Source organism: Pseudomonas sp. Bout1 (assembly GCF_034314165.1).
Taxonomy (GTDB): domain Bacteria; phylum Pseudomonadota; class Gammaproteobacteria; order Pseudomonadales; family Pseudomonadaceae; genus Aquipseudomonas.
The window spans coordinates 1,147,873-1,171,968 of the sequence record NZ_JAVIWK010000001.1; the positions used below are offsets into that span (position 1 = coordinate 1,147,873).

The 24,096-nt window shown below is 60.3% G+C and carries 26 protein-coding genes, 1 tRNA gene and 1 pseudogene; 10 read left to right on the forward strand and 18 right to left on the reverse strand.

Annotated elements, in window-relative coordinates; all coding sequences use genetic code 11:
* Positions 1-87 precede the first annotated feature (87 nt).
* The 4 genes from RGV33_RS05120 to RGV33_RS05135 all read right to left on the reverse strand — a co-directional run bounded on the left by RGV33_RS05120 (position 88) and on the right by RGV33_RS05135 (position 3,579).
* Entirely contained in the window at positions 88-396 is a 309-nt protein-coding gene (locus tag RGV33_RS05120; protein WP_322143350.1) for a Fis family transcriptional regulator, read from the reverse strand.
* A 123-nt stretch (positions 397-519) separates the two neighbouring features.
* A complete protein-coding gene (locus tag RGV33_RS05125) occupies positions 520-2,418 on the reverse strand; it encodes an alkaline phosphatase D family protein (protein WP_322143351.1) in 1,899 nt (632 codons plus the stop codon).
* A gap of 137 nt (positions 2,419-2,555) precedes the next feature.
* Positions 2,556-2,801 carry a hypothetical protein gene (locus RGV33_RS05130; RefSeq protein ID WP_322143352.1) on the reverse strand — a complete coding sequence of 82 codons (246 nt, stop codon included), beginning with the start codon at positions 2,799-2,801 and terminating at the stop codon, positions 2,556-2,558.
* Complete coding sequence (locus tag RGV33_RS05135) at positions 2,791-3,579, reverse strand: VacJ family lipoprotein (RefSeq protein WP_322143353.1); 789 nt, start codon at positions 3,577-3,579, stop codon at positions 2,791-2,793. The genes RGV33_RS05130 and RGV33_RS05135 overlap by 11 nt, the downstream gene beginning before the upstream one ends.
* Positions 3,580-3,724: 145 nt before the next feature.
* On the opposite strand from RGV33_RS05135, the gene RGV33_RS05140 reads away from it, so the two are divergent.
* Complete coding sequence (locus RGV33_RS05140) at positions 3,725-4,435, forward strand: response regulator (protein ID WP_322143354.1); 711 nt, start codon at positions 3,725-3,727, stop codon at positions 4,433-4,435.
* Complete coding sequence (locus tag RGV33_RS05145) at positions 4,432-5,751, forward strand: ATP-binding protein (protein WP_322143355.1); 1,320 nt, start codon at positions 4,432-4,434, stop codon at positions 5,749-5,751. Before RGV33_RS05140 ends, RGV33_RS05145 begins: the two co-directional genes overlap by 4 nt.
* 14 nt (positions 5,752-5,765) lie before the next feature.
* Here the strand turns inward: RGV33_RS05145 and RGV33_RS05150 are convergent, their stop codons facing one another.
* The 4 genes from RGV33_RS05150 to RGV33_RS05165 form a co-directional block, all read right to left on the reverse strand.
* Positions 5,766-5,942: a hypothetical protein gene (locus RGV33_RS05150; RefSeq protein WP_322143356.1), complete on the reverse strand. Its 177-nt coding sequence runs from the start codon at positions 5,940-5,942 to the stop codon at positions 5,766-5,768.
* A 140-nt stretch (positions 5,943-6,082) separates the two neighbouring features.
* Positions 6,083-8,311: an ATP-binding protein gene (locus RGV33_RS05155; RefSeq protein WP_322143357.1), complete on the reverse strand. Its 2,229-nt coding sequence runs from the start codon at positions 8,309-8,311 to the stop codon at positions 6,083-6,085.
* On the reverse strand, positions 8,308-8,922 hold the full coding sequence (locus RGV33_RS05160; RefSeq protein WP_322143358.1) for a biliverdin-producing heme oxygenase: 615 nt from the start codon (positions 8,920-8,922) through the stop codon (positions 8,308-8,310). Before RGV33_RS05160 ends, RGV33_RS05155 begins: the two co-directional genes overlap by 4 nt.
* Positions 8,923-9,023: 101 nt before the next feature.
* Positions 9,024-9,401, reverse strand: coding sequence for a response regulator (locus RGV33_RS05165; RefSeq protein ID WP_322143359.1), 378 nt, complete (start codon positions 9,399-9,401; stop codon positions 9,024-9,026).
* Between the two features lie 170 nt (positions 9,402-9,571).
* Here RGV33_RS05165 and RGV33_RS05170 point away from each other — a divergent pair, with 170 nt between their 5' ends.
* Positions 9,572-9,730 carry a hypothetical protein gene (locus RGV33_RS05170; protein ID WP_322143360.1) on the forward strand — a complete coding sequence of 53 codons (159 nt, stop codon included), beginning with the start codon at positions 9,572-9,574 and terminating at the stop codon, positions 9,728-9,730.
* Positions 9,727-10,110, forward strand: a complete 384-nt coding sequence (locus RGV33_RS05175) for a cytochrome c family protein (protein ID WP_322143361.1) — start codon at positions 9,727-9,729, stop codon at positions 10,108-10,110. Before RGV33_RS05170 ends, RGV33_RS05175 begins: the two co-directional genes overlap by 4 nt.
* A 1-nt stretch (position 10,111) precedes the next feature.
* Here the strand turns inward: RGV33_RS05175 and RGV33_RS05180 are convergent, their stop codons facing one another.
* A complete protein-coding gene (locus tag RGV33_RS05180; protein WP_322143362.1) occupies positions 10,112-11,050 on the reverse strand; it encodes an AraC family transcriptional regulator in 939 nt (312 codons plus the stop codon).
* An 80-nt stretch (positions 11,051-11,130) separates the two neighbouring features.
* Here RGV33_RS05180 and RGV33_RS05185 point away from each other — a divergent pair, with 80 nt between their 5' ends.
* Positions 11,131-12,096, forward strand: coding sequence for an oxidoreductase (locus tag RGV33_RS05185; RefSeq protein ID WP_322143363.1), 966 nt, complete (start codon positions 11,131-11,133; stop codon positions 12,094-12,096).
* A 98-nt stretch (positions 12,097-12,194) separates the two neighbouring features.
* On the opposite strand, the gene RGV33_RS05190 is transcribed toward RGV33_RS05185, so the two are convergent.
* The 3 genes from RGV33_RS05190 to RGV33_RS05200 are packed head-to-tail and all read right to left on the reverse strand — an operon-like array spanning position 12,195 to position 16,080.
* The gene (locus tag RGV33_RS05190) at positions 12,195-14,213 is read right to left on the reverse strand and encodes an LTA synthase family protein (protein WP_322143364.1); all 2,019 of its coding nucleotides are present in this window, start codon (positions 14,211-14,213) and stop codon (positions 12,195-12,197) included.
* Positions 14,213-14,812: a hypothetical protein gene (locus RGV33_RS05195; protein ID WP_322143365.1), complete on the reverse strand. Its 600-nt coding sequence runs from the start codon at positions 14,810-14,812 to the stop codon at positions 14,213-14,215. The genes RGV33_RS05190 and RGV33_RS05195 overlap by 1 nt, the downstream gene beginning before the upstream one ends.
* Positions 14,812-16,080 (reverse strand): sialidase family protein, encoded by a 1,269-nt coding sequence (locus tag RGV33_RS05200; RefSeq protein ID WP_322148620.1) that lies wholly within the window; start codon positions 16,078-16,080, stop codon positions 14,812-14,814. Before RGV33_RS05200 ends, RGV33_RS05195 begins: the two co-directional genes overlap by 1 nt.
* A 180-nt stretch (positions 16,081-16,260) precedes the next feature.
* Between RGV33_RS05200 and RGV33_RS05205 the strand changes: the two genes are divergently transcribed.
* Both RGV33_RS05205 and RGV33_RS05210 read left to right on the forward strand, forming a co-directional pair.
* On the forward strand, positions 16,261-16,923 hold the full coding sequence (locus tag RGV33_RS05205) for a response regulator (RefSeq protein WP_322143366.1): 663 nt from the start codon (positions 16,261-16,263) through the stop codon (positions 16,921-16,923).
* Positions 16,920-18,317, forward strand: coding sequence for a sensor histidine kinase (locus RGV33_RS05210; protein WP_322143367.1), 1,398 nt, complete (start codon positions 16,920-16,922; stop codon positions 18,315-18,317). The genes RGV33_RS05205 and RGV33_RS05210 overlap by 4 nt, the downstream gene beginning before the upstream one ends.
* Here RGV33_RS05210 and RGV33_RS05215 read toward each other — a convergent pair.
* From RGV33_RS05215 to RGV33_RS05225, 3 genes are read right to left on the reverse strand one after another with little or no spacing between them, the layout of a single operon-like run.
* Entirely contained in the window at positions 18,274-18,744 is a 471-nt protein-coding gene (locus tag RGV33_RS05215) for a hypothetical protein (protein WP_322143368.1), read from the reverse strand. The two genes, RGV33_RS05210 and RGV33_RS05215, sit on opposite strands and share 44 nt — an antisense overlap.
* Positions 18,745-18,753: 9 nt before the next feature.
* Entirely contained in the window at positions 18,754-19,032 is a 279-nt protein-coding gene (locus RGV33_RS05220) for a colicin E3-like toxin immunity protein (RefSeq protein ID WP_322143369.1), read from the reverse strand.
* A 15-nt stretch (positions 19,033-19,047) separates the two neighbouring features.
* Entirely contained in the window at positions 19,048-20,211 is a 1,164-nt protein-coding gene (locus RGV33_RS05225; protein ID WP_322143370.1) for an S-type pyocin domain-containing protein, read from the reverse strand.
* A gap of 611 nt (positions 20,212-20,822) precedes the next feature.
* Between RGV33_RS05225 and RGV33_RS05235 the strand changes: the two are divergent.
* A pseudogene (locus RGV33_RS05235) lies at positions 20,823-21,110 on the forward strand (DUF3077 domain-containing protein); the annotation flags it as partial.
* Between the two features lie 149 nt (positions 21,111-21,259).
* On the opposite strand, the gene RGV33_RS05240 reads toward RGV33_RS05235, so the two are convergent.
* Positions 21,260-21,628 (reverse strand): PH domain-containing protein, encoded by a 369-nt coding sequence (locus RGV33_RS05240; RefSeq protein ID WP_088427021.1) that lies wholly within the window; start codon positions 21,626-21,628, stop codon positions 21,260-21,262.
* 157 nt (positions 21,629-21,785) lie between these two features.
* Between RGV33_RS05240 and RGV33_RS05245 the strand changes: the two genes are divergently transcribed.
* On the forward strand, positions 21,786-22,421 hold the full coding sequence (locus RGV33_RS05245) for a LysE family translocator (RefSeq protein ID WP_322143371.1): 636 nt from the start codon (positions 21,786-21,788) through the stop codon (positions 22,419-22,421).
* Positions 22,422-22,429: 8 nt separating this feature from the next.
* Here the strand turns inward: RGV33_RS05245 and RGV33_RS05250 are convergent, their stop codons facing one another.
* Complete coding sequence (locus RGV33_RS05250; protein ID WP_322143372.1) at positions 22,430-22,759, reverse strand: hypothetical protein; 330 nt, start codon at positions 22,757-22,759, stop codon at positions 22,430-22,432.
* Between the two features lie 94 nt (positions 22,760-22,853).
* A tRNA-Leu gene (locus RGV33_RS05255) sits at positions 22,854-22,938 on the reverse strand.
* A 108-nt stretch (positions 22,939-23,046) separates the two neighbouring features.
* Between RGV33_RS05255 and queA the strand changes: the two genes are divergently transcribed.
* Positions 23,047-24,096, forward strand: a complete 1,050-nt coding sequence (gene queA, locus RGV33_RS05260) for a tRNA preQ1(34) S-adenosylmethionine ribosyltransferase-isomerase QueA (RefSeq protein ID WP_322143373.1) — start codon at positions 23,047-23,049, stop codon at positions 24,094-24,096.

Genomic DNA, 24,096 nt, shown 5'->3' on the forward strand with positions numbered 1-24,096 from the left:
AAGGGGGGCTTTGGTCTAGTTGGGGCATGGCTAAAGGCTACTATTTGTTGTGGCATCGCTTGTTTCGTTCTGCGGTCTGGTCAGCCTTCAAATCATTGCCGGCGTTGCGTTCGGATTCGGCACAAGTCGCACCTCAACCCGTTGTCCCAACGCCCGTGCGGCGCTTGCCAGGGTGGCGAGTGTCATGCCTGCATCGTTCTGATCCAGCGCTCTGTCCACTGCGGTGCGACTGGTGTGCATGCGCTCGGCCAGTGCTTTTTTGCTGATGCGCTGGGCTTTCATTGCCTCAGCCAGTTGCCAGGCGATCACACGCTTCAATGCTGCGGCTGAAACCTCTTCAATGAGCCCCTGTTCGTTAAGGAATTCATCAAAGTCGGAACCAATATGCTTTTTCAAAGCGTCGCACGTTGCGCTGTAAACAATGGAGACTGGAATATTGCGAAAAATGGCAAGAGAAACTGCGTGTTCAGCAGCTTCCGGGAATCACATCGGAAGGTTGTCTGGCGTGGGTAGGAAAACTCACTCCGGCGCCACCATCTTCGTGCGCGGTGCCCCATTGGCATTGTGCTGATAAATCGCCTCTGGCTGCCCTTGCCGGTTAAAAAACACCTGTCCAATCCCGGCGCTATTCCACAGGCGCTCACCCGCCTCGGCGTGTTCCGGAATATGCGGCACAACCTGCATGGGCCGGCGCCGGGTTAGCCAGTTCAGCGGTGAGTGCGGTGAGTAGAGCCAGCGATTGAGGCGGTCGAACCATTCCAGCAGGCGTGGGGGGAATTCGTTCTTGATGCCGCTGCTGGTGATCTGCCAGATCTTCGGCCCGGCGTTGCGATGGCGGATCAGCACTTCGTAGACGAACGAGTAATGCACGTCCCCCGACAGGATCACGTAGTTGCCCGGGGTGCGTGAGTGGCGAAAGATATTGAGGATCACCTGCGCCGCGCCGCGATGGGCCATCCAGTTTTCGGCGTCTACCAGCAGCGGATAGCCGCACCAGCTGAAGGCCTTTTGCACCGTCTCGATCAGCTTGACGCCAAAGATAGGCGCAGGTGAAACGATGATCGCCGAGGGGTGATCCAGCAGTTCCTGTTGCAGTTCACTCAAGGCTTCCCAGTCCAGCAGGCCGGAGGGTTGCTTGAGGTTGAACTCGCTGCGCCAGCGCCGGGTGCGAGTGTCGATAACCACCAGCGCGGGCGTTGTGGGCAGTACGTAGTGCCATTGCTGGAACTTCAGCAGTGCCTCCACCAGCTCATCCAAAGCGCCAGTATCCAGATAGTTGTCATGGGTTTGTGTAGCCAACGCCAGGGTTTTGCCCAGCAGCGTGTCAAACGCATCCGGATTATTGCCCCAACCCTGGCAGAGCATGTAAGCCAGCAGTGCGTTGCCGATGATGCGCTTGGAAAATGGATGGCCGTAGGCGGTTTCTTCCCATTGGGCGCTAAGGTTCCAGTCGTCGGTGATGTCGTGGTCATCGAAAATCATCAGGCAGGAGAGGTGGGCGAATACCCTGGCCACGCCGTCCAGGCCTGCACGAAACTTGTCGATCTGCACCTGCTCATGGGCGTAACGCACCTGTTCTTCGGCGCGCAACCTTGGCGCTCGCGGGTTAACCAGGCCCCACGGCACGGGCGACCAGGCGAGCAGGTACATTGCTATGACTTCGGCGAAGGTCACCAAGTGGTTGTCGGCGCTGCTGCTGGTGAAAATCGGTTTTTTCACACCGCCAAAGAAACGCTCGCGCAGGGTCTCGTTACTCTCCAGGGCGGGCAACAGGTCGGCGCGATGGTAGTAGCTGGCGGCGTGCTCGTAGAGCGCTGCGCTGTTGTCGACGACGGCGCCGTCGAGGTGCTCGTCGAACAGGCCAAGGCGGGCAACCAGCGCATGAATGGCCCGCAGCATCGGCCCCGCGACATCGTCGGCGTAGACCTGGTCGCCACTCATCATCAACAACGCCGGGCGCTCTTCGACAGTGGTCGAGTCGGCCAGCAGCCGGTCGACACACAGCAAACCTTCGTCTGCGCTGTGGTGAGGTTTGCGGCACGAGCCGTGCACCAGTTGGTGGATGCGGCTGTGCAGGACGAAGTTCGGGCTTTGTTCGCCTGGGTAGAGCAGGTGCGGTGCCCACTCGGCGATGCCGGCATTCTCTACGAGCAAGTCGTAGCCGATGCTCACGTCATGGGGCAGGGCGTCGGCCAGCGGTACGTCGATCAGGTGGATAAACGCCTGGCGTCCGACGGGCACCACTTGGCAGCGGCTGGCGTCCAGCTCGATATCGAGCGTTTCGCCTTCGGCAATTTGCAGCCTCAGGGTCAACGCCAGGGCGCGACTTCCTACCAGCCACATCACCAGGCGCCGGGGTTCCAGGCGCCGCAGCAATGGGCCGGCGAGTACAGCGGGAAGTGAGTCGGGGTGAGGCATCAAGGCAACGGCTCTGGGCAAGGTTGGGCCGAAAAGGTAGCGCATTCAATGTCAGTGTTTTGTTAAGGCGCGATAGCCGGGAAAGCGGCAAGTTACGCGGCCCTCGCGAGCCCGAGCTATAAACCTTTCATCTCAAATCATGACCGGGTGGCAGAGGGCTCGCCTTCAGCAATCATCCAGCGCAGTACATCCCCCAGCGCCACACTGTGCTGGCGCTCGACCCAACGCACACCCTGCGGGCTGTACTGTTCGACATACCGGCTGAGCACCAGGCGGCCTTGTTCGGATGACACACTCAGGCGGGTTTCCCGGCAGAGCAGGGCGTTGGCCCCGCGTTTGCGAACCCGATGTTGCAGTACCAGTGAGCTGGAGTCAGAAATCATCGCCGGCTCCTTTTGCGCAACTATCGGCCTGGGGCGACGTCGCTCCCTGCTTGCCCTCCAGCACAAAGGCCGCGCGGTGTTCGGCCACCACGTTACGCAGCGCACTGTAGTAGTCCGGCAACTTTTGCAGGCTGTCAGTCAGCGGCAGCAATGACGCTCGCGTATCGACCGTACCGCCCACCAGGCTGAGGGTGCCCAGGGTTTGCACAGTATCGCTGTCGCCCAGCGGCGCCACCAGGAAGTTCAAGACTTTGCCCGCCGCGTCGCGACTGTTGCCGGTGCCCAGCAAGGGCAGTTCGACGATCGGCCCGTTGCCAATCCCCCACACGCCAAAGGTCTGGCCGAAGTCGGCGGTGTGACGAGGGATGCCCAGCGGGTCCGAGACATCGATCAGCCCGACGATCCCTACGGTGGTGTTCACCGCAAAACGTCCCAGTGTGTTGATCGAGCGCTGTGGGTTGCCCTGCAACAGGTCGTTGATAAACACCTTGGGCTCGCTGAAGTTACTGGCGAAGTTATGCACACCCTGCTGGAAAAAGTCCGGCAGGTATCGGTAGCCACGGGCTACAGGTGCAAGGGCGTAGTCGTCCACCGCACGATTGAAGGCGAAGACGCCCCGGTTGACTGGCTCGGCGGGGTCATACACCGGATAGGAAACCTGTGCGCAGCGTGTGGTACTGGCCACGTTGGCAGGGCTCGCGCAGCCTGTCAGGTAAGACACTGTCAGCAATAACAACACCTGGCGAGCCAGGTGCTGGGGGTACGTCAGCGGGCGCATGGGTTCAGTCTCCGGGAAAAGGAGGCCGATGCTCGCAGGCGTGGCTTGCACAAAGATTTCTGCTTTATTGCACGATTGAAATATATGACGGGCCGCGTCGAATGGTTTTAGATGGCGCATCGACAAGACCAAGTGATGCCCGCCGGTGAGCCATCTTTTAATCGTGGACGACGACCTTGAGGTCCTCGCCCTGCTGAAGAAATTTTTCCTGCAACACGGCTACACGGTCGAGACCGCCGCCAATGGGGCCGACCTGTGGGTGGCCATGGAGCGTGCGCCTGCCGACCTGATCATCCTCGACCTGATGTTGCCGGGAGACAACGGCCTGTTGCTGTGCCAGCGCCTGCGCCAGCAATACGCGACGCCGGTGATCATGCTGACCGCCATGGGAGAACTCAGTGACCGCGTGGTGGGGCTGGAAATGGGCGCTGATGACTACCTGAGCAAACCCTTCGATGCCCGTGAGCTGCTCGCCCGGGTGCGCGCCGTACTGCGTCGCGCCGGAGAAAGTCGGCTCGCCCCGGGTGACACTTCGCGGCCGCTGATTCGCTTCGCCGGCTGGCAACTGGACCTGACGCGCCGGGAGTTGCGTTCGCCAGACCAGGTGATGATCCCGCTGTCGTCCGGCGAGTTCGACCTGCTGCTGGTATTTGTCGAGCACCCTCAGCGCGTGCTGACCCGCGAGCAATTGCTGAACCTGGCGCGTGGCCATAGCCATGACGCGTTCGACCGCAGTATCGACGTGCAGGTCAGCCGCCTGCGACGCAAGCTGGAGTTCGATACCAAGCGCCCGGCGATGATTCGCACGGTGCGCAACGGCGGTTACCAGTTCACCGTCGCGGTGAGCCGCTCATGAGCCGCTTCAAACCCCGGGACACCGTAGCCCGCTGGATCGCCCTGACCATCCTGGTGGCGATGCTTACCGCGCTGGCCTTCAACGCGCTGTTCTCGCAACTGGCGGGCGTTTGGGCCCGGCCGCCGCTGGGTGAAACCGGGCTGCTGGAAAAGGTCGCGGTGATCGTACGGATGATTGAGGCGGCAGAGCCGGCCCAGCGTGTACCACTGACGCAGGCGGTGGGCGATGACAGTTTCAGTGTGAGTTGGTCGGCCACCCGCGCAGGCATTGATGTACCGGTCTTGGCCGACCCGGGTTTTCATTCCGACCAAGTGTTCAGGCAATTGCTCAAGGGGCCTGAACGGCATATGGAAGCCTATGAACCGTCCGACTGGGCAGGCCCCGGCGGGCATTATGCGCTGGTGGTGCAACTGGTAGATCAGTCCTGGCTGATGTTCAGCGCGCCGTCGCGCAGTTGGGGCCTGGCGGAAGGCCCGCGAGGCCTGGTGGTGTTGGTCATGGTGCTGATTTCCACCGCGCTGGTCACGCTGGTCGCCACTCGGCGCCTGGCCCGGCCGTTGCAGCATTTCGCCCAGGGCGTGCGGCGTTTTGGCGCTGACTTTCGTGCGCCGCCCATCGAGCCGCTCGGGCCCCATGAAATCCGCCAGGCGATTCTAGCGTTCAACGGCATGCAGGCGCAGTTGCAACACTTCATCCAGGACCGCACCCAGATGCTTGCGGCGATTTCCCATGACCTGCGTGCGCCACTGACCCGCCTGCGCCTGCGGGGCGAATTTATCGAGGATGCCGACCAGCAGCATCGCCTGTTCCGGGATGTCGACGAGATGCAGGCGATGATCAACACCGCCCTGGAGTTCTTTCGCGATGATGCGCGCCTGGAACAAGCCACCCAACTGGACTTGGCCGAGCTGCTGCAGACGCTGATCGATGACTACCGCGACCAGGGTACCGACATCACCTTCAACGGCCCGCCACGGCTGGTCTATTTCGGCCGGCCGCTGGGGCTGAAACGGGTGATGACCAACCTGATGGACAATGCGATCCACTATGGGCTGGCGCCAAAGATTCAACTGCAAGCGGGCGCAGGGAGAGTGACGGTACGGGTTTTGGACCGTGGCCCGGGCATCCCGCAGGAGCAGCACGAACAGGTGTTCGTGCCGTTTTTTCGGTTGGAAGGCTCCCGCAATAAAAGTACGGGCGGTGTCGGTTTGGGGCTCTCCACGGCACGAGCGATCGTGCTGGAACACGGTGGGACGCTGACGCTCGAAAATCGCCCGTGCGGCGGGTTGGCCGCCGTGGTGGTGTTACCGGTTTAGCAGGGCATGTACGCTCAGAGCAAGCTGCCGCCCAAGCCGCTTAACGCACCGCCTTGTTTTTTGCCCGACGGCTCTTCCTTGGATGGGGAGGACGGTTGGACGGGCTCGACGGGTTGAACCGGCTGAACCGGCTGAACGGCTTGATAAGGTTGAATCAGGCTTTGGTTATGGAAAACGTTACCAACGATCATGGGTGTACCTCTTGTTAAACGGGAAGGTTGCGTTGCGCATCAGCTCCCTCTGAGTACGTCCTGATCTGTGGCGGTGGCCCGGTACAGCGTTCCGGGTCATCGGGTTTCCATTTGCTTCGCCGTCTCAACCGGTGGCGGTTTCAAGCTGGCTTGGGCACCGTAAACCGAAACTCGCTGCCCCGGCCCAATTCGCTCTGCGCCTCGATCCGCCCGCCATGGGCCTGCACGATGCCTTGGGTGATGTACAGCCCCAGGCCGCTGCCGGTAGGGTTGTTTTCGGCTTGGGTCCAGTAGCGATCAAACACGTGCGGTAATTGTTCAGGTGCAATCCCGTCGCCGGAATCACGCACCGAAAACACGATATCTTCACCGTTGCTCAATGCGCTGATGCCAATATTGCCCTGGCGTGGTGTGAACTTGATGGCGTTGCCGATCAGGTTCGACAGCACCTGGAACAGTCGCTCCGGGTCCGCGTTGATTTGCAGCCCTGGCTCGGCATTGAAAGACAGGTCGATGGCCTTTTCCATCGCGAGCGGCGCCAGCAGTGAATAGGCCTCTTCGAACATCTGGCTTACATCCAGCGCCACCGGCTTGACCGTGTAGCGCCCGGCTTCGATCTTCGAGGTGTCGAGCAAATCTTCCAGCAGTACATTCATGCGCCCGGCGGCTTGTTGCATGGTGTCGATGGCCGAGGAAATCCGTCGCGAGGTGTGTGGGCCCTCGGAGCTGAAAGTCTTTTGCATCATGCCGCAGAGCATCGAGATAACGGTCATCGGGTTGCGCAAGTCGTGGGAAACCACCGCCACCAGTTCATCCCGCGCACGCACGGCCTGTTGCTCGCGCAGCACCTGGCGGGCCAGGTCATTTTCCAGGGCCGAGCGGCGCAGGTCGTTGGCGGCGAAGCGGTCGCCGTGGCTCCACTTGGTGGAGATGCCGGCCATTTCCACCTTCCAGATCTCAAACGAGGTGCGTGGGCGCAGGTGCAGGCCTGCGTCGGTGCTTTCCAGGCCCAGTGGTTTATTCGGGTCGCCGCTCCAATTGATGTTTTCCTTCACTTCAGGGCGAAACCACAGCACGCCATTGTCCACCGGCTTGGGCAAACTCATGGCCAGCACGCCACTGGCGACCTGCTGATAGTCAACCGCCGGCGGATAAATCGAGGCCAGGTTATGGCTGGCAAATACCGGCTGCCCGGTCTCTTGCAGCCATTTGTGCAGGGCGCGAATCTGAGCGGGTTCCGGGCAGTTGCCGTAGCGGTGCAGTTGTTTGTCTTCGATGATCGCCACGCCGCCCGCCAGGGCCAGGTCCATCAGCAGTTCGGGACGCTGCGCCAGGCCATCGAAGACGTTGGCGGGCGACGCCTGCATGGCCTGACTGAGCAAGGCCAGGGCCTCGACCTTTTCTTCGCGCTGGCGGCTCAGGTCCAGGGCTTGCATGGCGCTGATCTGCAACGACAGCACCTGGCCGATGGTCTGGCAGGTGGTGCGCAGGTCATTAGGCACCAGCAACGGCTGGCGGTTGCCGCAGCTGATCAGGCCCCAGAGTTTATCGCCGGCCATCAGCGAGATGCTCATGGACGACAGCACGCCCATATTCTTCATGTACTGGCAGTGAATCGGCGACACGCTGCGCAGGGTGGCGAAGCTCAGGTCCAGGGGCTGGCCGGTGTCTGGGCGCAACCGGGGCACCAGCGGCACCGCCTCATAATCGGCGTTGGGGATGATCCGCAGCCAGTTGGTGCGGTACAGCTCGCGGGCCTGTTCGGGGATGTCGGACGCGGGGAAGAACAGGCCGTTGAACAATTCCATCGACGGTGCAGACGCTTCGGCGATCACCTGGCCGTGGCCTTCCTCTTCGAAGCGATAAATCAAGACGCGGTCGTAGCCGGTCATGGCCTGGATTTCATTCACGCTGATTTCGTACAAGGCCTGCAGGGATTTCGCCGATTGCAGGCGTTGCAGCATCTTGCCCAGGTTGCTGGTTCGACCATTGAGCGCCTGAGGCTGGAAATCCTTGAGCCGAGGTTCGAACTCCAGCACCAGCACGTCCTGATGGCGGTGCAGCAAGCCTTCGAACTCGGCGCCGTTGAGGGTCACATGCAGCGGTGGCGCATCGAAGAAACTGTTCTGCGTGACCATGGCCTGGATGGCTTCGGCCGGTTCAATGCCGATCAAGGTGTGCAGCGGTTGGCCCAGCAGCGATGCTGGAGAGTGGTTGAACAACTCGGCCACGTTGGCACTGACCTGCATGATGTGCAGGTCCGGCTCGGCCAGGGTCAGCAGCGCACCGTGGGGCTGGATGGCCCCCGGAAAGCGGATCGGCTCGTCTGCACAGTTGGCAAGCAGCTCTGCAAAATCTTCGGGGTTCATAGCAATACCTCCTGGCTGTCGAGCCATTGCTCAAAGCAGCTGAATGTCGAGCGGGCCGCGTTCACGGCGCGCAGTTTGGCGTGCGCGTCGAGGGGCACATGGCTCAGGTAATCGAGAAAGTCTTTCCAGCGCCGACCGGTTTCGGCGCCATACACATTGAGAAACGCGCCGCCGTTGTCGGCATCCAGCCCCAGGCGATGGGCCATTTCACGGCGCAGGACCTGGCCGCCCAGGGTGGCGCCTTCCAGCACGTACAGCGCACCCAGACAAGCGGCGGGCGTGTCCAGGGGCGGTAGCGACAGGCAGCGGGGAAGGGCGGCGATGGCTGGGTCATCCAAGCCCAGGGCGTGGAGATCCTTCAGCAAAGTGGGTGTTTTCAGGCGCAGCACCTGATCGAATCCTTCGGGGATCAGGGCGCTTTCGTACAGCGCTGCTTCCAGCGGACTGTAGAACCCAAAATAGGCCTGGACCAGGCGTCGATAACCGTCGTAATCCAGTTGCGGGGAGAAAAACGGCAGGCGTTTTTCCAGGGCGACGTGCAATAAAGCGGTACCTGAGCGCAACGCTTCAAGCACGGGGGGCGCACCAACGTCATGGGCCTGTGAATGCATTCAGTGAACTCGAACTGGGGGCCTGCTGGCCATATAGGGTTGCGTATTAACTGACCGCAGGAGCTGCCGCGAAGTTCGCTACAACTGATATCGCGACGCTATCAATGCAAGGGTGGGGCCTGTACCAAAGCCGATTGCACGCAATCCAAAAGACCCCTGGCGCTCCATGGCTTGGGCAAAAAGCGCACGCTGGCGCCCAATTCGGATGCGATGGTGGTGTTGCCCGAGGTCAGCACCACCGGCAGCAATGGCCAGCGGTGGGCTACCACCTTGCTCAGGTCGTAACCATTGAGCAGGCCAGGCATCTGGATATCGCTGACAATCAGGTCCACCGGATCATCGGCACGCTCAAGGAACGTCATCCCTTCGTCGGCGGAGGGAAACGACGTCACCCGCGCACCGAAATCTTCCAGTACATCAATCATCAACGCACGAATGATTTCGTCGTCTTCCAGTACCAATATCGATGGCTGAGCCATGATCCTTACTCCACCATCCGGGTTAAGTAGGGTTGAGTGGGGGGCGGTTGATTAGGTTCGATTGGATGTTTTTTATGCGATGGGTGGTCATTTGGTAGTATTGGCGTTGCGCCGCCGGGCAATCGCGGTGTCATGTCGCAGCGTGCCAAGAAGGCAAACCAAGGATTCTCATGTCTATCCGTAACCCGCTCATCCCCGACCTCATCGTGACCGCCCTCACGAGCAGCCTCGACTTGTGGGTAACCCAGTTGGGGTTCGACATCGTGCAAGACCCGGACGGCTATCTGCTGCGACAGTTGGGAGAGCGACCTGTGCGGAGCCATTCATGAAATACGCCGCTTTACTGACCATTGCCTTCGTCTGTGGGGTCTTCAGCCTCCAGGCCACGGCGCAAGGCGATGCCGAAGCCGGGGGGAAGTTGTTCAGCAAAACCTGTGGCGGTTGCCACAGTGTCGGCGAAAACGCCCGGGGAGGTTTCGGGCCACAGCTCAACGGCATCATTGGCCGCCCGGCGGGCACCACCACGGATTACCAGTACTCGGATGCGATGAAGAATTCGGGCGTGATCTGGACCCGGGACAAACTGGCCGCCTATATCGAGGCGCCAAAAAAAGTCGTGAGCGGCACCCGGATGATTTTCTGGGGGATCAGCGACCAGGAAAAGATCGACAACTTGCTGGCGTACCTGGCGACGTTCCAGGCGCAGTAATTCAGGTTGATTGACGGGACGCATCCCGATAGTGCCTCGGCGCCTTTCCTGTCACCCGCTTGAAGGCGTTACTGAACGCACTTTCAGACCCGTACCCCAACGACTGCGCCAACGCGCCAACCGGCAGATTGCCTTCGCGCAACGCCCGTTGCGCAAGGCGCATGCGCCACTCGGTCAAGTACGCCAGCGGTGGCACCCCGGCGACGCTCTTGAAGTACTGCGAAAAGGTGGTGCGCGACATTGCGGTTGCCGCCGCCAAGGTGTCCAGCGACCAGGCACTCCCAGGCTCGTTGTGCATCAAGCGCAGCGCGGGTGCCAGGCGCTTGTCGCTGACCGTGCGCAGCCAGCCTTCGGCTAATACACCCGACGTCTCGACATAGGCCCGCAGGATCTGGATAAACATCAACTGCGCCAGTTGCGCCGATGCCAGGCTCGCTCCCAGCAAATTGGCGTGCCCCTCATGCGCCAACTGGCCAAGCAGCCATTGCACGATTGGCGCTTGCGGCGCCGTGGCCCGCACGTGGATCAGAGGCGGCAGTGCGTTGGCCAGCAGGCCGCCACTTTCCGGATCCAGTTGCACGTAGCCGCCAATTTGCACACAACCCTGGCCGTCACCGATTTGCGGGAAGCGGCCTGCGTTCGCGAACAACTGCCGCGCGTCCAACGGCGCTACCGACACATCTGCCGCCAGCACGAACGCGCGTTGCGAACACAGCAGGAACACATCACCCGCCTCGATCAACACCGGCGCCGGCTCGCCATCCAGCCATAGCCAGCACTGCCCCTTAACCAGCCCGAAAAACTTGATCTTGTCCGGCGCCGGAAAACGCAGGGCCCAGGCGCCGCCTGCACTGAAACCACCGGTCATCACCGATCGGGCGTTCACGAAGGTGAGAATGTCGGAAAACGGGTCGCTGTGCATATTCGTACGTTTACGCAAGTAAATGGGCTTTTTGAGTATTCAGAGTACGGCTTTCCAAGCGTAGCGTGTTAACCACACGTCCAATGGAGGCTTCTGTCATGCCCACAGCACAAAACCCGATCCATAGCGGCTACGGCGCGGCGACCACCGCCGCCGAAGTGATCCGAGGCATCGAGCTGCGCGGCAAGGTGGCGATCGTCACGGGTGGTTACTCGGGCATTGGCCTGGTCACCGCCCGCACCCTGGCCGCTGCCGGCGCTCACGTGATCGTCCCGGCCCGTGACCCGGCCAAGGCACGCGCAGCGCTCAAACCTTATCCACAGCTGCAACTCGAATCCCTCGAGCTGATGGATGCCCATTCCATCGAGCAGTTTGCCGAGCGCTTTCTGGCGACTGGCCGCCCGCTGCACCTGCTGATCAACAACGCAGGCATCATGGCACCGCCGTTGAGCCGCAATGGCCAAGGCTACGAGTCTCAGTTCGCCACCAACCATCTCGGGCACTTCCTGCTTACCCAGCGCCTGTGGCCGGCCCTGCAACGTGCAGAAGGCGCGCGGGTGGTGGCGTTGTCATCGCGAGGGCATGTGCACGGCGCGGTCGACTTTGACGACTGGAATTTCGAGCGCCAGGCATACGATCCATGGAAGGCCTACGGTCAGTCCAAGACTGCCAATGCGCTGTTCGCCGTGCATCTGGATTCACTCGGCGCGGCCAGTGGGGTCAGGGCGTTTGCGGTGCATCCCGGCGGGATCATTACCGATCTGGTGCGGCATATGAAGGCTGAGGTCTTGCAGGCTTGCGGCTATGTAGACGAACACGGGCAACCGGTGATCGACCCCGAACGAAACATGAAAACCCCGGAGCAGGGCGCGGCCACCAGTGTGTGGTGCGCGGTGAGCGAGCAGTTGGCGGGTATGGGCGGGGTTTATTGTGAGAACGCTGATGTGGCGGTCGCGGTGAGTGCGCAATCGGAAGAACAGCTGGGTGTGCGGCCGTGGGCGGTGGATGCCGGGTTGGCACAACGGCTGTGGACGCTCAGCGAACAACTTGTCGGAGGACGCTAGGCGCAGGTGTGGGGCCAGCTCGCGCAGTGTCGTGAACCAGCCCCTACCGACTCCTCAAGAGCGCTGCGGCGTTTCTCCCGCACGCTTTCAAACATGCTTCAGCGCACGTTGCGGAACAACATCAACCGCGCACTTTCATGCATCCCACGCGTCAAACCCTGCAACCGCTGAAACTCTTCGGGGTATTGCAGGGCCACGTCTTCCCTCGGCGTTTGTGACGCCAGGTCATGCAGGGTGGGCGAGCTGCCGTCGTGTTCCATTTGCAGCAAAAAGTCTTTGGTTACACCACCGATCAGCGGGAACGTGCCCTCGCGCAATACCAGCGGCACCACGCGTTCACCTTCCGGCGCAGGCTGCTGTATATCGCGGCCCATCGCGCCATTGCGAAACGGGATGCCCGCCATGCCGGCCACGGTCGGCAACAGGTCTGCCAGGCCCACGGCTTCTTCGATCACCCGGGGTTGCAGGCCGGGTGCATGGATCATCATCGGCACGTTGTTGCTTTCCAGCCCAAGCTGCTCGAACGCCGGCGCCATGTGCGGTATCTGGCTGATGCGGGTGTTGTGGTCGCCGAAGAACACGAAGATGGTGTTGTCGTAGTAACCGCCGGCCTTGGCGATTTCCATCAGGCGGCCGATGTTGAAGTCCAGCAGGCGCACGGCGTTGTATTGCTCGACGCTGCGGCTGCCTGCTGCCTGCACTTGCTCCACGGTCAGGTCATGCACCACGAAGCCGTCGTTGTCCTTGGGGATGGTGAACGGGCGGTGGTTGCCGGAGGTTTGCAGGTAGGCGAAGAACGGCTGGTCCTTGGGAATGGCGCGCAGCAGTTCGTCGCCTTCCTTGAACAGGTCCAGGTCGGAAACGCCCCACACGTCTACCCGCGGCGAGCGCCAGTGGCTCTCGTCATACAGCTTCACGCCGTCGATGCTCTGGCGGATCAGCGCGTTGATGTTCGCCCAGCCCGCATTGCCGCCGATCATGTAGAGCTTCTGGTAATCCTCGAAAGCATTGATCAACGTGTGTTGCCGGGTGATCAGCGGGTTGCGGGTGGCGGTCTCCTGGCGGGTGACGTCGGGCACGCCGGTGATGCTCGCCCATACGGTTTTGGCGGTGCCGGTGACGGGCACGTAGAAGTGTTTGAAGAACCAGCTTTCCTTCGCCAGTTTGTCGAGGTTCGGCGTGGGGTTCAGCGGGTTGCCGTAGGCACCCACGGCGCTGGTGCCGAGGGATTCGAGCATGACGAAAATCACGTTTGGCGGGCGCTCGCCCTTGAGTCGGTAAGGCTGCACGGCTTGTTCGCGGGCGAAGCTCAATTGCTCGCGATCGGGTTGGCTGACGCCCAGGTAATGGGCGACTTGCGGGTAGTGCTCGCGCACCCGCGCCTCGTCGAACTGCGACTGGCCAACCTTGAGGGTGTCATACAAAAACAGCACCGGGTTGAGGCCCACGGCGGCGATCTGGTTATTGCCGGAAAAGAACGCGTCGCTCCAGCGCAGCGGCACCGGGTTTTCGAAATTGAGGTTGGCGACGCGGCCAAGCAGGGCCAGCAAGATGGCGATCACGCCGACGGTGGCCACGGAGGCAATGGCCAATTTGCCGATGGGTTTGCGTTCGCCATCCAGGGTGATGTGTTCGAGGCGAACCAGAGCGTAGGTCCACAGGCTGACTGCCGTAAGCCAACTCAAGGTTATCCACAGCACCGGGTAGGTTTCCCACACCATCTGTTGGGAAATCTGCGCGTCTTCCAGGTAACGCAGCACCGTGGCATTGATGCGCACACCGAGGTAGGCGTAGTGGCCAAAATCGATGATGTACACCAGCCCAACGGCGGCCAGCGCCAGTAGCAGATAACCCCGTGCCAGCCAGCGCAGCGCGGGAACGGTCAGCAGGTTCCAGCGCGGCAGCCAGGCGAGCAAGGCCAGGGGCAACAGGATCAGCACGGCCAGGCGCAGGTCGAAACGCAGGCCGATGCCCACGGTTTCCAGCAGTGCGGGTTCCTTGAGACCGACCCCGGAAAATCCCACTACAAACACCAGCCGCAATGCCGCCAGCAACGCAAAAACCAAACCGATCGCGCCCACGCCGTAGCGCAGGCGGCGCGAGTGCAACCATCCCATCATTGACCTCTGTGCTGTTTTAAAAGAGGGCGCCAGGCAGCCATCGCCAGCATCCACAACCCGGCCACCAGGCAGTAGCCCGTCAGCAGTGGGTCGATCAAATAGTCCCAGTAGTTTTCCGATGCCTTGAACCGCAGCGCGAACGCCAGGGTGCCCGCCGCGAGCATCCACACCGCCAACGTATTACGCAGCCAGAGCATCAACAGCGCTGCCGCGCCAATCAGCACAATCATTGGCCGAGGGTTGAAACCCCAGCGGTAGGGGTCGAAATACGTCAGGCCCATCGTCGCCGGGTACAGCACCAGGCCCAGGGCGCCAAACAGCAGCAGTACCTGGACCTTCTGCGGGCGCTGGAGCGGCTGCACCACACCCAATCGGCACAGGCTGACCCACACCAACAGCATCAGGGTGCTGATGGCCAAGTCATCGGTGAAGCTGCGCACATAGGCCGCCAACGGCAGTTCGTTGACCGGGATAAAGCTCACCACCACCAACACCGGCAGCAGCCATGGGCGCCAGCGCGCCGTGACTTGCAACAGGCTCAACAGCACAAAACCCAACAGCACAAAACTCAAATGCGCTTGCCATACAGAAACCATCACAGGCGCTCCGACAGCCAGGCTTCGTTGAAGCTGACGTGTTTGATAAAGGTGTTATTCCATGAGTACACCAAGTGGTACATGCCGTCCGGGCTGCGGCTGAAGTACGGGTACTCGTATTCGAAATCGCAGCCACGGGGTTTGCATACCCGGTAATCCAGGTTGCTGAGGAAGCGTTGCTCCAGCGGCAGGCGCCGGGCCCCGCTCGATTCACGGAAGCCTTCGCCGATGATTTCCTTGTAGGCCTCGGGGGAGAACGGTTGGCCCAACGGGTCGGGGGATTGGTCCAGCTCCGCTACGGTGCGCCATTGGTTGAGCTTGGCATCGGTGCCGTACAGGCTGAGCTTGAAGCGACCGTCCTGCAGGTCGTTGAGGGCTACCAATAATCCGTCGCCTTCGGTGCTGACGGCGGCCAGCGAGGAGTTGGGGTTGGATGGCTCCAGCGGGTAAGGCTCGCTCCAGGTTTGGCCGGCGTCTTCGGTGCGGCTGGCGAGGACCCGGTGATGGGTCTCGCCGGCGTAACGCAGCATGGCGATGGCGCGCTGGCCGTCCTGCGGGACGATGGTCGGTTGCAGCGAATTCTTCCCACGGCTGATACGGAATTTGTCGACCACCGCACCGTCGGGGCTCAAGTACAGGTATTCGGCGAATTTTCCCATGAGCTCGTGGTACACCGGCAGGCCGATGGAACCGTCGGCATGGAACACCGGCGCGGCGCGCACCAGTGTGCTGATGTTGAAGAATGGCGAGGTGATCAGTTGCCGAGGGGCCGACCAGTTCGTTCCCAGGTCGTCCGAGACCATCACATTGATCGCGCTGGTGGCCCAGCCGCCTACCGACACCGAGACGTAAAACATCCACAGGCGATTGTCCGGGCCCAGTGCGATGACCGGGTTGCCCAGCTTGCGGATGTAACGGTGGGTACCGTCACGGGTGCTTTCGCGGGTGGCGAGTACTTGCTCCGGGCCCCACTCGGCGCTTTTGGCGTCAAAGCGCGCGGTACGCACCTGCACATCGGCGGCGCCTTCGCGCGAACCGGCAAACCACACGGCCATCAGGTCGCCGCCGGGCAGGGCGGTTACAGAGGATGAATGCACAAAGTCATTGAGCTGCGAGGAGACGAAGCGGCTGCTGTATTGCGGGGCGGCCGTGGCGTTTGACGTGTCCTGAACCGATTGCGCAAATGGCGCCAACACATGGGGTGGATGACTGGTCCAGGCAGTAGTAAACACCAGTAGCAGGCTGCAGATCGTTAAAAGCGCGCGTATCGAAAATTTGTCGAAAAAAGGCGTGTTGCGCACAGAAACTCTCTCAACAGGCATAGGAAGTTTCACTGTGCAAAACCAACCTTAGCGAAAGCTTAGTTGGCAACGGCCCGTAACATCTTTCCCGAAATGGCGTTTACAAGAACCCGTCATGATGCCGATGTTTCCCACAGAGAGTCCGCTATGCGCTTGCTCCTAGTCGAAGATGATCGTGCCCTCGGCCAAGGGATTCGCGTGGCCTTGGGCGCCGAAGGCTACACCTTGGACTGGTTGCAGGATGGTGTCAGCGCTTTGCACGCGTTGCGCAGCGAAAGCTTCGACCTGCTGCTGCTTGACCTCGGCCTGCCGCGCCTTGACGGCCTGACGCTTTTGCAAACCCTGCGTGCCGAGCAATACGACCTGCCGGTGCTGATCCTCACCGCCCGCGACGGCACCGCCGAGCGCATCGCCGGCCTGGATGCCGGCGCCGATGATTACCTGGTCAAACCCTTTGACGTCGAAGAGTTCAAGGCCCGCGTACGCGCCCTGTTGCGCCGCAGCCAGGGCCGGGCGCAACCATTGCTGGAGCACGCGGGCGTGAGCCTGGACCCGGCGACCCAACAGGTCAGCTATCAGGGCCAGGACATTGTGGTTACGCCGATGGAATACCAACTGCTCCATCAACTGATGGTGCGCCCCGGCAAAGTCGTCACCCGTGAACGCCTGTCGCGCGCGCTTTATGGCTGGCAGGACCGCGTCGAAAGCAACACCCTCGAAGTACTTATCCACAACCTGCGCAAAAAACTCTCCACCGAATTGATCCGCACCGTGCGCGGCGTGGGCTACGTGGTGAAACTCAAGCCATGAACTCGGTCCGCGCACGCATCCTCATCCCGGTGTTGGTGCTGATCCTGCTGGGGGATGGCCTGATCAGCTGGCTTGTGCTGCGAGACAGCCACCACGAAATCGAACAAGTCTACGACGCCCAACTCGCCCAAAGCGCCCGTCTGCTGCAAGGCGTACTGCGCCAGCGCGACCCCGGCGATGCCGACTGGGACCGCCTCTACCAAGCCTTCGACCAAGCCATGAGTCGCGTCGGCGAGGACGGCGTCGCGCATCCTTACGAAACCCGCCTGACCTTCCAGGTATGGCGCACCGACGGCCAACTGCTGGTGCGCTCCACCGACGCACCAATCCTCAAAACACCGCCCACCGCACTCGGGCCCCACGACCTGATGGAAAACGGCAACGACTGGTGCGCGTTCATGCTTGCCGACATGCAACAAGGCCTGCTGATCTGGGTGGGCGAGCGCGATGACATTCGCCAGGACGTGATCCAGCGCATCATCCGCCACACCCTCTGGCCGATCCTGATTGGCGTGCCCCTGCTGGCGCTGTTGATCTGGCTGACCATTGGCTGGGGCCTCAAACCCTTGCGCGCCATGGCCCAGGCCATACGCGGGCGGGACAGCGAGACCTTGCGACCGCTGCAGCTTGAGCCATTGCCCACGGACCTGGAACCGATGCACACCGCGCTGAACCGCCTGCTGGTGCAGGTGGACGACCTGCTGGAGCGCGAGCGACGGTTTATTGCGGATGCGGCGCATGAGTTGCGCACGCCGTTGGCGATATTGCGCATTCATGCACAGAACGCCCAGAGCGCCGGGACTGAGGACGAACGACGAGAGGCGCTGGATTTTCTGGTCAATGCCGTGGACCGGGCGACGCGCATTGGCAGCCAACTGCTGACCATGGCGCGCATCGAGCCGCAGTTGAACAACACCGTTCGCGTGCGCGTGGCGCTGACGGAGTTGGTGCGCGAAGAGCTTGCGGAACTGACGCCTCTGGCGATGGAGAAAGGCGTTGAGTTAGTGCTGGAAGGGGATGAGGAATGCTGGATAGAAACGGACCCGGTGGCGTTGGCGATTGCGCTGCAAAATCTGGTGACCAATGCGCTGAACTTCTCGCCGGCGGGGAGTGAGGTGCGGGTGTTGGTGCGGGGAACGGAGGCGGGAGTGGTGCAGCTGTGTGTGGAGGATGCGGGGCCGGGGATTGATGAAGGGGAGATCGGGCGGTTGTTCGAGCGGTTTTATAGCCGCGGGAACGCGAATGGGGCGGGGTTGGGGTTGGCGATTGTGCAGATGATCGTGGGGAAAATTGGGGGGCGGTTGGAGTTGTATAACCGGGAGGTGGGTGGGTTGTGTGCGCGGTTGAGTTTTAGCGACGGTGGGGTGGGATCGGTGGGAATACCACACCGTTGAAGGTGTGGGTGCAGCAGTTGCAAAACGGCTTCATGAATGCGGGTGTCAGTTGCGGGTTGACCTTTTGCAGCAGGCCAGTCTCGTCGACGTACAAGCCGCTGTAATAGGTAGACTCGTCCGTTCGCACGTACTCGCTTTTTTCGCTTTCATGCAGGGCCACCATCCAGAACACAGGATCCGGGCTGTCCAGGCGGGCATTGGCTTCGCTGAAAATCGCATCCCATGGGTGACCGACCTTTGACAGTAGAAACCTGAATAGAGGCGTGTAATCGAAGCCGTGCCGGTGATGGCTGTGCATCGAGCCACGGCTTTGCGTGGAATTCTTTTCGCCTTTGCTATGGCGTTGTTGCCTATAGGTGCGGCAACTTCCGTGACGAACGTTGTGCGTCCGGGTGTTGACTGAGCGGTAGAGAGGGGGCTTTTTCATTGGGTTCCTTTATCGTTCCTTGGAGGCTTGGGGCGGCCATGTGCCTTGGTAGCTGAAAGAGATTTGGTAATCGAAGTTCACGGGTTCAATTACGTGCTGGAAATGCGGTTGGATAGTCGCTATCCAGCTTGGGCGAACGTTGAACACGTCCGCATATATCGCCGTTTCTTGACTCAACCCTAGTGTTTCAAAAAAGCTTTCCGCGTCATCAATATCTGCCGAGTATTCATCTGCCTTCACGTAATTGCTTTGCTTGTCGTACCAACGCAATCTGACTTTCATAACCATGATGTGTTTTCCACTCTATCTATATATGCGGCGTTCGGGTTTTGCTCGACCTCGACGTTCGCCGGTGTATGGATCGAAGGCGCCGAGGTGGACAAGGTCACTGTTCCGGTAGACTTCTAATTCGTCTTTCTTGGAATCCCACTCAAATATTTTCCTCCCTTTGGCATCTATCCAGCGCTCGCGTAAGCCGCTACCGCCTTTCCTCGGTGTCACGGGTCTTTGGTCTATCAGACCTGGAAAGCCTGTTATGTCTGCAGCGTTGGGGGCCGGGAAATAATCATGGTCCGGGTTTTTAAGCCCCTTTCGTGGCTCGTTAACCACCACATACAGCGGCCGAACCCCCGACTCCACCGGGAACACCAGAATAAAATCCCGATACTCCGGCGGATAAATCGGGTTAACCAAAATCTGCTCGGCAGCCTCCGTCGGCGGATAAATCCACATCACCGGCGCTTGCGGTGCAGCCTCCAATGCCGGAATGCCAAGGGTGTCGCCAGGATCAATGGCCGGCGTCCAAATCAGTTCTACACCCTCGCCAAGATCTGCCACGAACTGACTGTGACGACTCTGAAAATGCACCACATCGATCATCTGCCAGTCGGCATTTTTACCGGTGTAAAACCCATACCCCTTCAGCGTCCCGTCGGCGCGTTGCTCGATATGCAACCGCATCCGCGAGCGGGCTTTTTGCAGGTTACGAAGCTGCTCTTCGCTATAGAGCGCACTGTCGCCAAGCTCCGACGGCCAGGCCAGCGCCACCAGCCCTGCAAGCAAACCACCAGCGGCGGCGCCGACTGCCGCAGCGGCGGATTCCAATACCGCTGTGCGCAATACAAGCTGGCCAAGCCCAGCGGGCAGGGCACTGCCACTGATCTTCCTGAGGGACACGCCGCCTTGGCTGTCGACCTCCCGCCCGCCTAAGAGCGTGAAGTGGCCGTAATCCTTGATCAGCTCAAGCGGCACATAGCCGGTGGGGTTGTTGTAGCTGATGATCCCGTCGGGCAGTTGGCAGGACTTGGCGAATACATGGCCTGGAATCCTTGTGGGTTCAGGCATGAGCGCAGGAGGCGCTTCATACAAATCAATGAACGGTGAATACGGAATCTGCTTAGGTTGCGGCGTCAGAATTCGTCGCTTCAGCTGCTCTTCTTCGGTAATTGGATACGCGCGCTCTGTCATGACGATTCACTTCCCTGTGCAAGGAAGTGAGCCTATGAGAGCGGAGAAGAACCTGAAATTCTCGTTGTTCGATAGGAAGTGTGGGAAAAGTCATCAGATCAACAGCGACAATCGCGCTGCACGTTGCGAGCAGCAAATTTACGATATTCCCAATCATGGCCTCCGTGCCCCGCAGTACGACGAGTAAGTAAATTCGTCCACTGTCCTCATTTACTGACGAACAGCGGCGATCGCTGGAGGGGCCGCCGATGGATGCGGGGAATTACCTGGAGATGTTGATGCGGCAGGGGTTGGTGCAGACTACTAAGTTTCTTGGGCCTTATGAGGTGATGTTGTAGAGATAGTGTCAGATGGACTGCATCTGCCGGTCAGATGCTTCTTGGCATATGCCAGCATACCCGTGCTATGGCGGCTGTGCGTGGGAGACCTTCGGGTCTGCCGGGTTTGCCTATTACCCCCGGTTTCCAGCCTGCGTACAGCTGCCACCCATTTGCCTGGAAACGAATGAGGCAGCTCTTCTTAAAAATGGGAGCAAAGCCAATGAGCGTTTTTGTCTGTTTGTACATCTGCGGTTCTGCAAGCACCACGTCGCGTCGTACCGGGGGTGGCCAATGATCAACCCGCCTCTCAACAAAACCCTCGGTGTCATCACCTTTTCCACCTGCGGCGCTTCGCCGGATTTCCACCATCTTTTTCGCGTCAACTCCGGTGTGCCGATTCGCGATGCCTTGGAGCACGCTTCTGTCTTGCTCCACTGTTCAAAGATGTTGGCGTTGGATGCAGCCATGGAGAAGGGCGCCGATCGCTATGCGTGGGCGTCGCATTATTTGGGGGAGATGGCAAAAGCGGTGGTGGATGATTTGGCGAATGGGATGTTGCCGAATGGGGCTGTTGAGCAAGTAAGTGGTTTTGCGGGGTGTGGGAGGACGCCATCGCAGGCAAGCCAGCTCCCACATTTGATTGGGTCCATCCGGGAATATTTACCTGTATGCGAAAAAAGACCTCGTTCTTCGAGGTCTTTTGTTAGGCATTTGATGGCCTCGGCAGGTCAGAGGACGTGTTTGGAGATGAGCTTCGATATCTCAACAATCGACGTCTTCCCCGTGAACTCAAACTTCACTTTCCCCACCGCCGAAAAGTAAATTTCCAGTTCCGAATCCAGATCAAACGTCCCGGACGTTTCCACCGAATACGCGACGATGTTTTTGTACGGCAGGGACGTGAAGTCTTTCTTGCTGCCGGTAATCCCTTGCACGTTCACCGCGATGATGCGCTTGGTGGTGAACACCACCCCATCACGCATGGCCTTGTAGGAATCGATCACCTGTTCATCATCCAGCAGCAGGGACGATACGCGCTCGGCGTATTCGTTGTTTTGCTTGAGCTTGAAGAAGCCCTTATTGTTGAAGTCGATCATGTGCCTTTCCTTGGGTGAGCGGTGCGGTAAACGCCCGCGCCGGTGTATGACGTTTTGCTCGCAGATCTGTATCTAACGGGCTCCTTTTTATCGCCCTACCATGGCGCCAACAACCCGCCGGCCATTACAAAGTTTTACCTCGTCAAGGAACCACACCATGCCCGAACTCTCCAGCCTGCTTGCCTACGGCCTGATCTCGCTCGGCATGGTGCTGACGCCCGGTCCGAACATGATTTACCTCATTTCGCGGTCGATCTGCCAGGGGCGAATGGCCGGGCTGATTTCCCTGGGCGGCGTTGCGTTGGGTTTTGTCGTCTATATGTTCTGCGCGGCAGTGGGCATAACGGCGTTGGTGATGGCGGTTCCCTATGCCTACGACGCGCTGCGACTCGGCGGGGCGTTGTATCTGGTGTACCTGGCCTGGCAGGCGGTCAAACCCGGTGGCCGGTCGCCGTTCCAGGTGCGGGACTTGCCCAAGGACAGCCCGCGCAAGCTGTTCAAGATGGGCTTTGTCACCAACCTGCTGAATCCCAAAGTGGCAGTGATGTATCTGTCGTTGCTGCCCCAGTTTATCGACCCCAACGGGCACGGCAGTGTGCTCTCGCAATCCCTGGTGCTGGGCTTTACGCAGATCATGATCAGCGTGAGCGTCAACGCGTTGATCGCGCTCATGGCGGGCTCGATTGCGGGATTTTTTATCCGCAAACCCCTTTGGCAAACGGTACAGCGCTGGGTGATGGGCTCGGTGCTGATGGGCCTGGCTGTGCGCATGGCGGTAGAAGGGCGGCGGTAACTCACGCGTTACAGGATGGCTTTCAGGTAATCCTTGAGTGCGTTGAGTGGGGCGTTGAGCTCTTCCAGGGTCGTCGCTTGACGCACATCCACCGCAAGCCGTTGCAGTTCGCGGCCCATCACGGTGTTTGCACCGCCCAGGGATTGGAGCGCCACTACCAGGCACTCGTCGATTTTTTGCTGGATGGCGTTGATATCGCCCTGGCGCACCAGCAAGCCAAACACTTCGCGCTCATAGCCGTCCATGACCAGGTCGTCCCGCAGGATCGGGCTCGCGCCTTCAGTCTCATGCACCAGCTTGAGCGCAAAAAGCGCCACAGCTTCCAGCGTCAGTTCCATGGTCAAGCTTCCTCTTCGCCCGCGTTCGCCTGCCCATCATCACTTTCCTGCAGGCGAAAAAAAAGACCTTGAATTTCAAGGTCTTTTTTTAAGATGGTGCCCCGAGGGAGACTCGAACTCCCACTCCTTTCGAAAACGGATTTTGAATCCGCCGCGTCTACCAATTCCGCCATCAGGGCTCAATGGCGGCGAAGTATAGAGATGAGATTACCGTTGGTCAATCACGTTTCATGGTCAATTTTCACTATTTCCGCTAGACTTCCCGGCCCTGCTAGACGAACCCCATCATGCGCGTTGCTGACTTTACTTTTGAGCTCCCTGATTCGCTGATCGCTCGCCACCCTTTGGCCGAGCGTCGCGCCAGTCGACTGCTGACCCTGGACGGGGTCAGCGGCGCCCTCGCACACCGTCAATTCACTGATTTGCTTGAGCATTTGCGCCCAGGCGATTTGATGGTGTTCAACAATACCCGGGTGATTCCGGCACGGCTGTTTGGCCAGAAAGCGTCCGGCGGCAAGCTGGAAATTCTGGTGGAACGGGTGCTGGACAGCCATCGCGTGCTGGCCCATGTGCGCTCCAGCAAATCGCCGAAACCGGGTTCGAAGATCCTTATCGATGGCGGTGGTGAGGCTGAAATGCTGGCCCGTCACGATGCGTTGTTCGAACTGGGCTTTGCCGAAGAAGTGTTGCCACTTCTGGAGCGCGTCGGCCATATGCCGTTGCCACCTTATATAGACCGCCCTGACGAAGACTCGGACCGCGAGCGTTATCAGACGGTGTACTCCGAGCGCCTGGGCGCGGTGGCTGCACCAACGGCGGGGCTGCATTTCGATCAGCCGCTGCTGGAGGCGATTGCCGCCAAGGGCATCGAGTCGGCTTTTGTGACCCTGCACGTGGGGGCCGGCACGTTTCAGCCGGTGCGTGTGGATAACATCGAAGACCATCACATGCACAGCGAATGGCTGGAAGTCAGCCAGGCAGTGGTGGATGCGGTCACTGCGTGCAAGGCGCGCGGCGGGCGTGTGGTGGCGGTCGGTACCACCAGCGTGCGTTCGCTGGAGAGTGCGGCACGCGATGGCGTGCTCAAGCCGTTCAGTGGCGACACCGATATCTTTATCTACCCGGGTCGGCCGTTTCACGTGGTCGATGCCCTGGTGACCAATTTCCATTTGCCGGAATCCACGCTGTTGATGCTGGTGTCGGCGTTCGCAGGTTATCCCGAAGCCATGGCCGCCTATCAGGCAGCCATTGAGCATGGATACCGTTTTTTCAGCTACGGTGATGCGATGTTTATCACCCGCAATCCGGCGCCACGCGGCCCAGAGGAAAACTTATGA

What these genes read in the sequence shown, in the direction of transcription:
- RGV33_RS05125 (WP_322143351.1), bottom strand. Translation starts at nt 2,418, where the DNA reads ATGCCTCACCCCGACTCACTTCCCGCTGTACTCGCCGGCCCATTGCTG.
- RGV33_RS05130 (WP_322143352.1), bottom strand. Translation starts at nt 2,801, where the DNA reads ATGATTTCTGACTCCAGCTCACTGGTACTGCAACATCGGGTTCGCAAA.
- RGV33_RS05135 (WP_322143353.1), bottom strand. Translation starts at nt 3,579, where the DNA reads ATGCGCCCGCTGACGTACCCCCAGCACCTGGCTCGCCAGGTGTTGTTA.
- RGV33_RS05145 (WP_322143355.1), top strand. Translation starts at nt 4,432, where the DNA reads ATGAGCCGCTTCAAACCCCGGGACACCGTAGCCCGCTGGATCGCCCTG.
- RGV33_RS05150 (WP_322143356.1), bottom strand. Translation starts at nt 5,942, where the DNA reads ATGATCGTTGGTAACGTTTTCCATAACCAAAGCCTGATTCAACCTTAT.
- RGV33_RS05155 (WP_322143357.1), bottom strand. Translation starts at nt 8,311, where the DNA reads ATGAACCCCGAAGATTTTGCAGAGCTGCTTGCCAACTGTGCAGACGAG.
- RGV33_RS05160 (WP_322143358.1), bottom strand. Translation starts at nt 8,922, where the DNA reads ATGCATTCACAGGCCCATGACGTTGGTGCGCCCCCCGTGCTTGAAGCG.
- RGV33_RS05165 (WP_322143359.1), bottom strand. Translation starts at nt 9,401, where the DNA reads ATGGCTCAGCCATCGATATTGGTACTGGAAGACGACGAAATCATTCGT.
- RGV33_RS05170 (WP_322143360.1), top strand. Translation starts at nt 9,572, where the DNA reads ATGTCTATCCGTAACCCGCTCATCCCCGACCTCATCGTGACCGCCCTC.
- RGV33_RS05175 (WP_322143361.1), top strand. Translation starts at nt 9,727, where the DNA reads ATGAAATACGCCGCTTTACTGACCATTGCCTTCGTCTGTGGGGTCTTC.
- RGV33_RS05185 (WP_322143363.1), top strand. Translation starts at nt 11,131, where the DNA reads ATGCCCACAGCACAAAACCCGATCCATAGCGGCTACGGCGCGGCGACC.
- RGV33_RS05190 (WP_322143364.1), bottom strand. Translation starts at nt 14,213, where the DNA reads ATGGGATGGTTGCACTCGCGCCGCCTGCGCTACGGCGTGGGCGCGATC.
- RGV33_RS05195 (WP_322143365.1), bottom strand. Translation starts at nt 14,812, where the DNA reads ATGGTTTCTGTATGGCAAGCGCATTTGAGTTTTGTGCTGTTGGGTTTT.
- RGV33_RS05205 (WP_322143366.1), top strand. Translation starts at nt 16,261, where the DNA reads ATGCGCTTGCTCCTAGTCGAAGATGATCGTGCCCTCGGCCAAGGGATT.
- RGV33_RS05210 (WP_322143367.1), top strand. Translation starts at nt 16,920, where the DNA reads ATGAACTCGGTCCGCGCACGCATCCTCATCCCGGTGTTGGTGCTGATC.
- RGV33_RS05215 (WP_322143368.1), bottom strand. Translation starts at nt 18,744, where the DNA reads ATGAAAAAGCCCCCTCTCTACCGCTCAGTCAACACCCGGACGCACAAC.
- RGV33_RS05220 (WP_322143369.1), bottom strand. Translation starts at nt 19,032, where the DNA reads ATGGTTATGAAAGTCAGATTGCGTTGGTACGACAAGCAAAGCAATTAC.
- RGV33_RS05225 (WP_322143370.1), bottom strand. Translation starts at nt 20,211, where the DNA reads ATGACAGAGCGCGCGTATCCAATTACCGAAGAAGAGCAGCTGAAGCGA.
- RGV33_RS05240 (WP_088427021.1), bottom strand. Translation starts at nt 21,628, where the DNA reads ATGATCGACTTCAACAATAAGGGCTTCTTCAAGCTCAAGCAAAACAAC.
- RGV33_RS05245 (WP_322143371.1), top strand. Translation starts at nt 21,786, where the DNA reads ATGCCCGAACTCTCCAGCCTGCTTGCCTACGGCCTGATCTCGCTCGGC.
- RGV33_RS05250 (WP_322143372.1), bottom strand. Translation starts at nt 22,759, where the DNA reads ATGGAACTGACGCTGGAAGCTGTGGCGCTTTTTGCGCTCAAGCTGGTG.
- queA (WP_322143373.1), top strand. Translation starts at nt 23,047, where the DNA reads ATGCGCGTTGCTGACTTTACTTTTGAGCTCCCTGATTCGCTGATCGCT.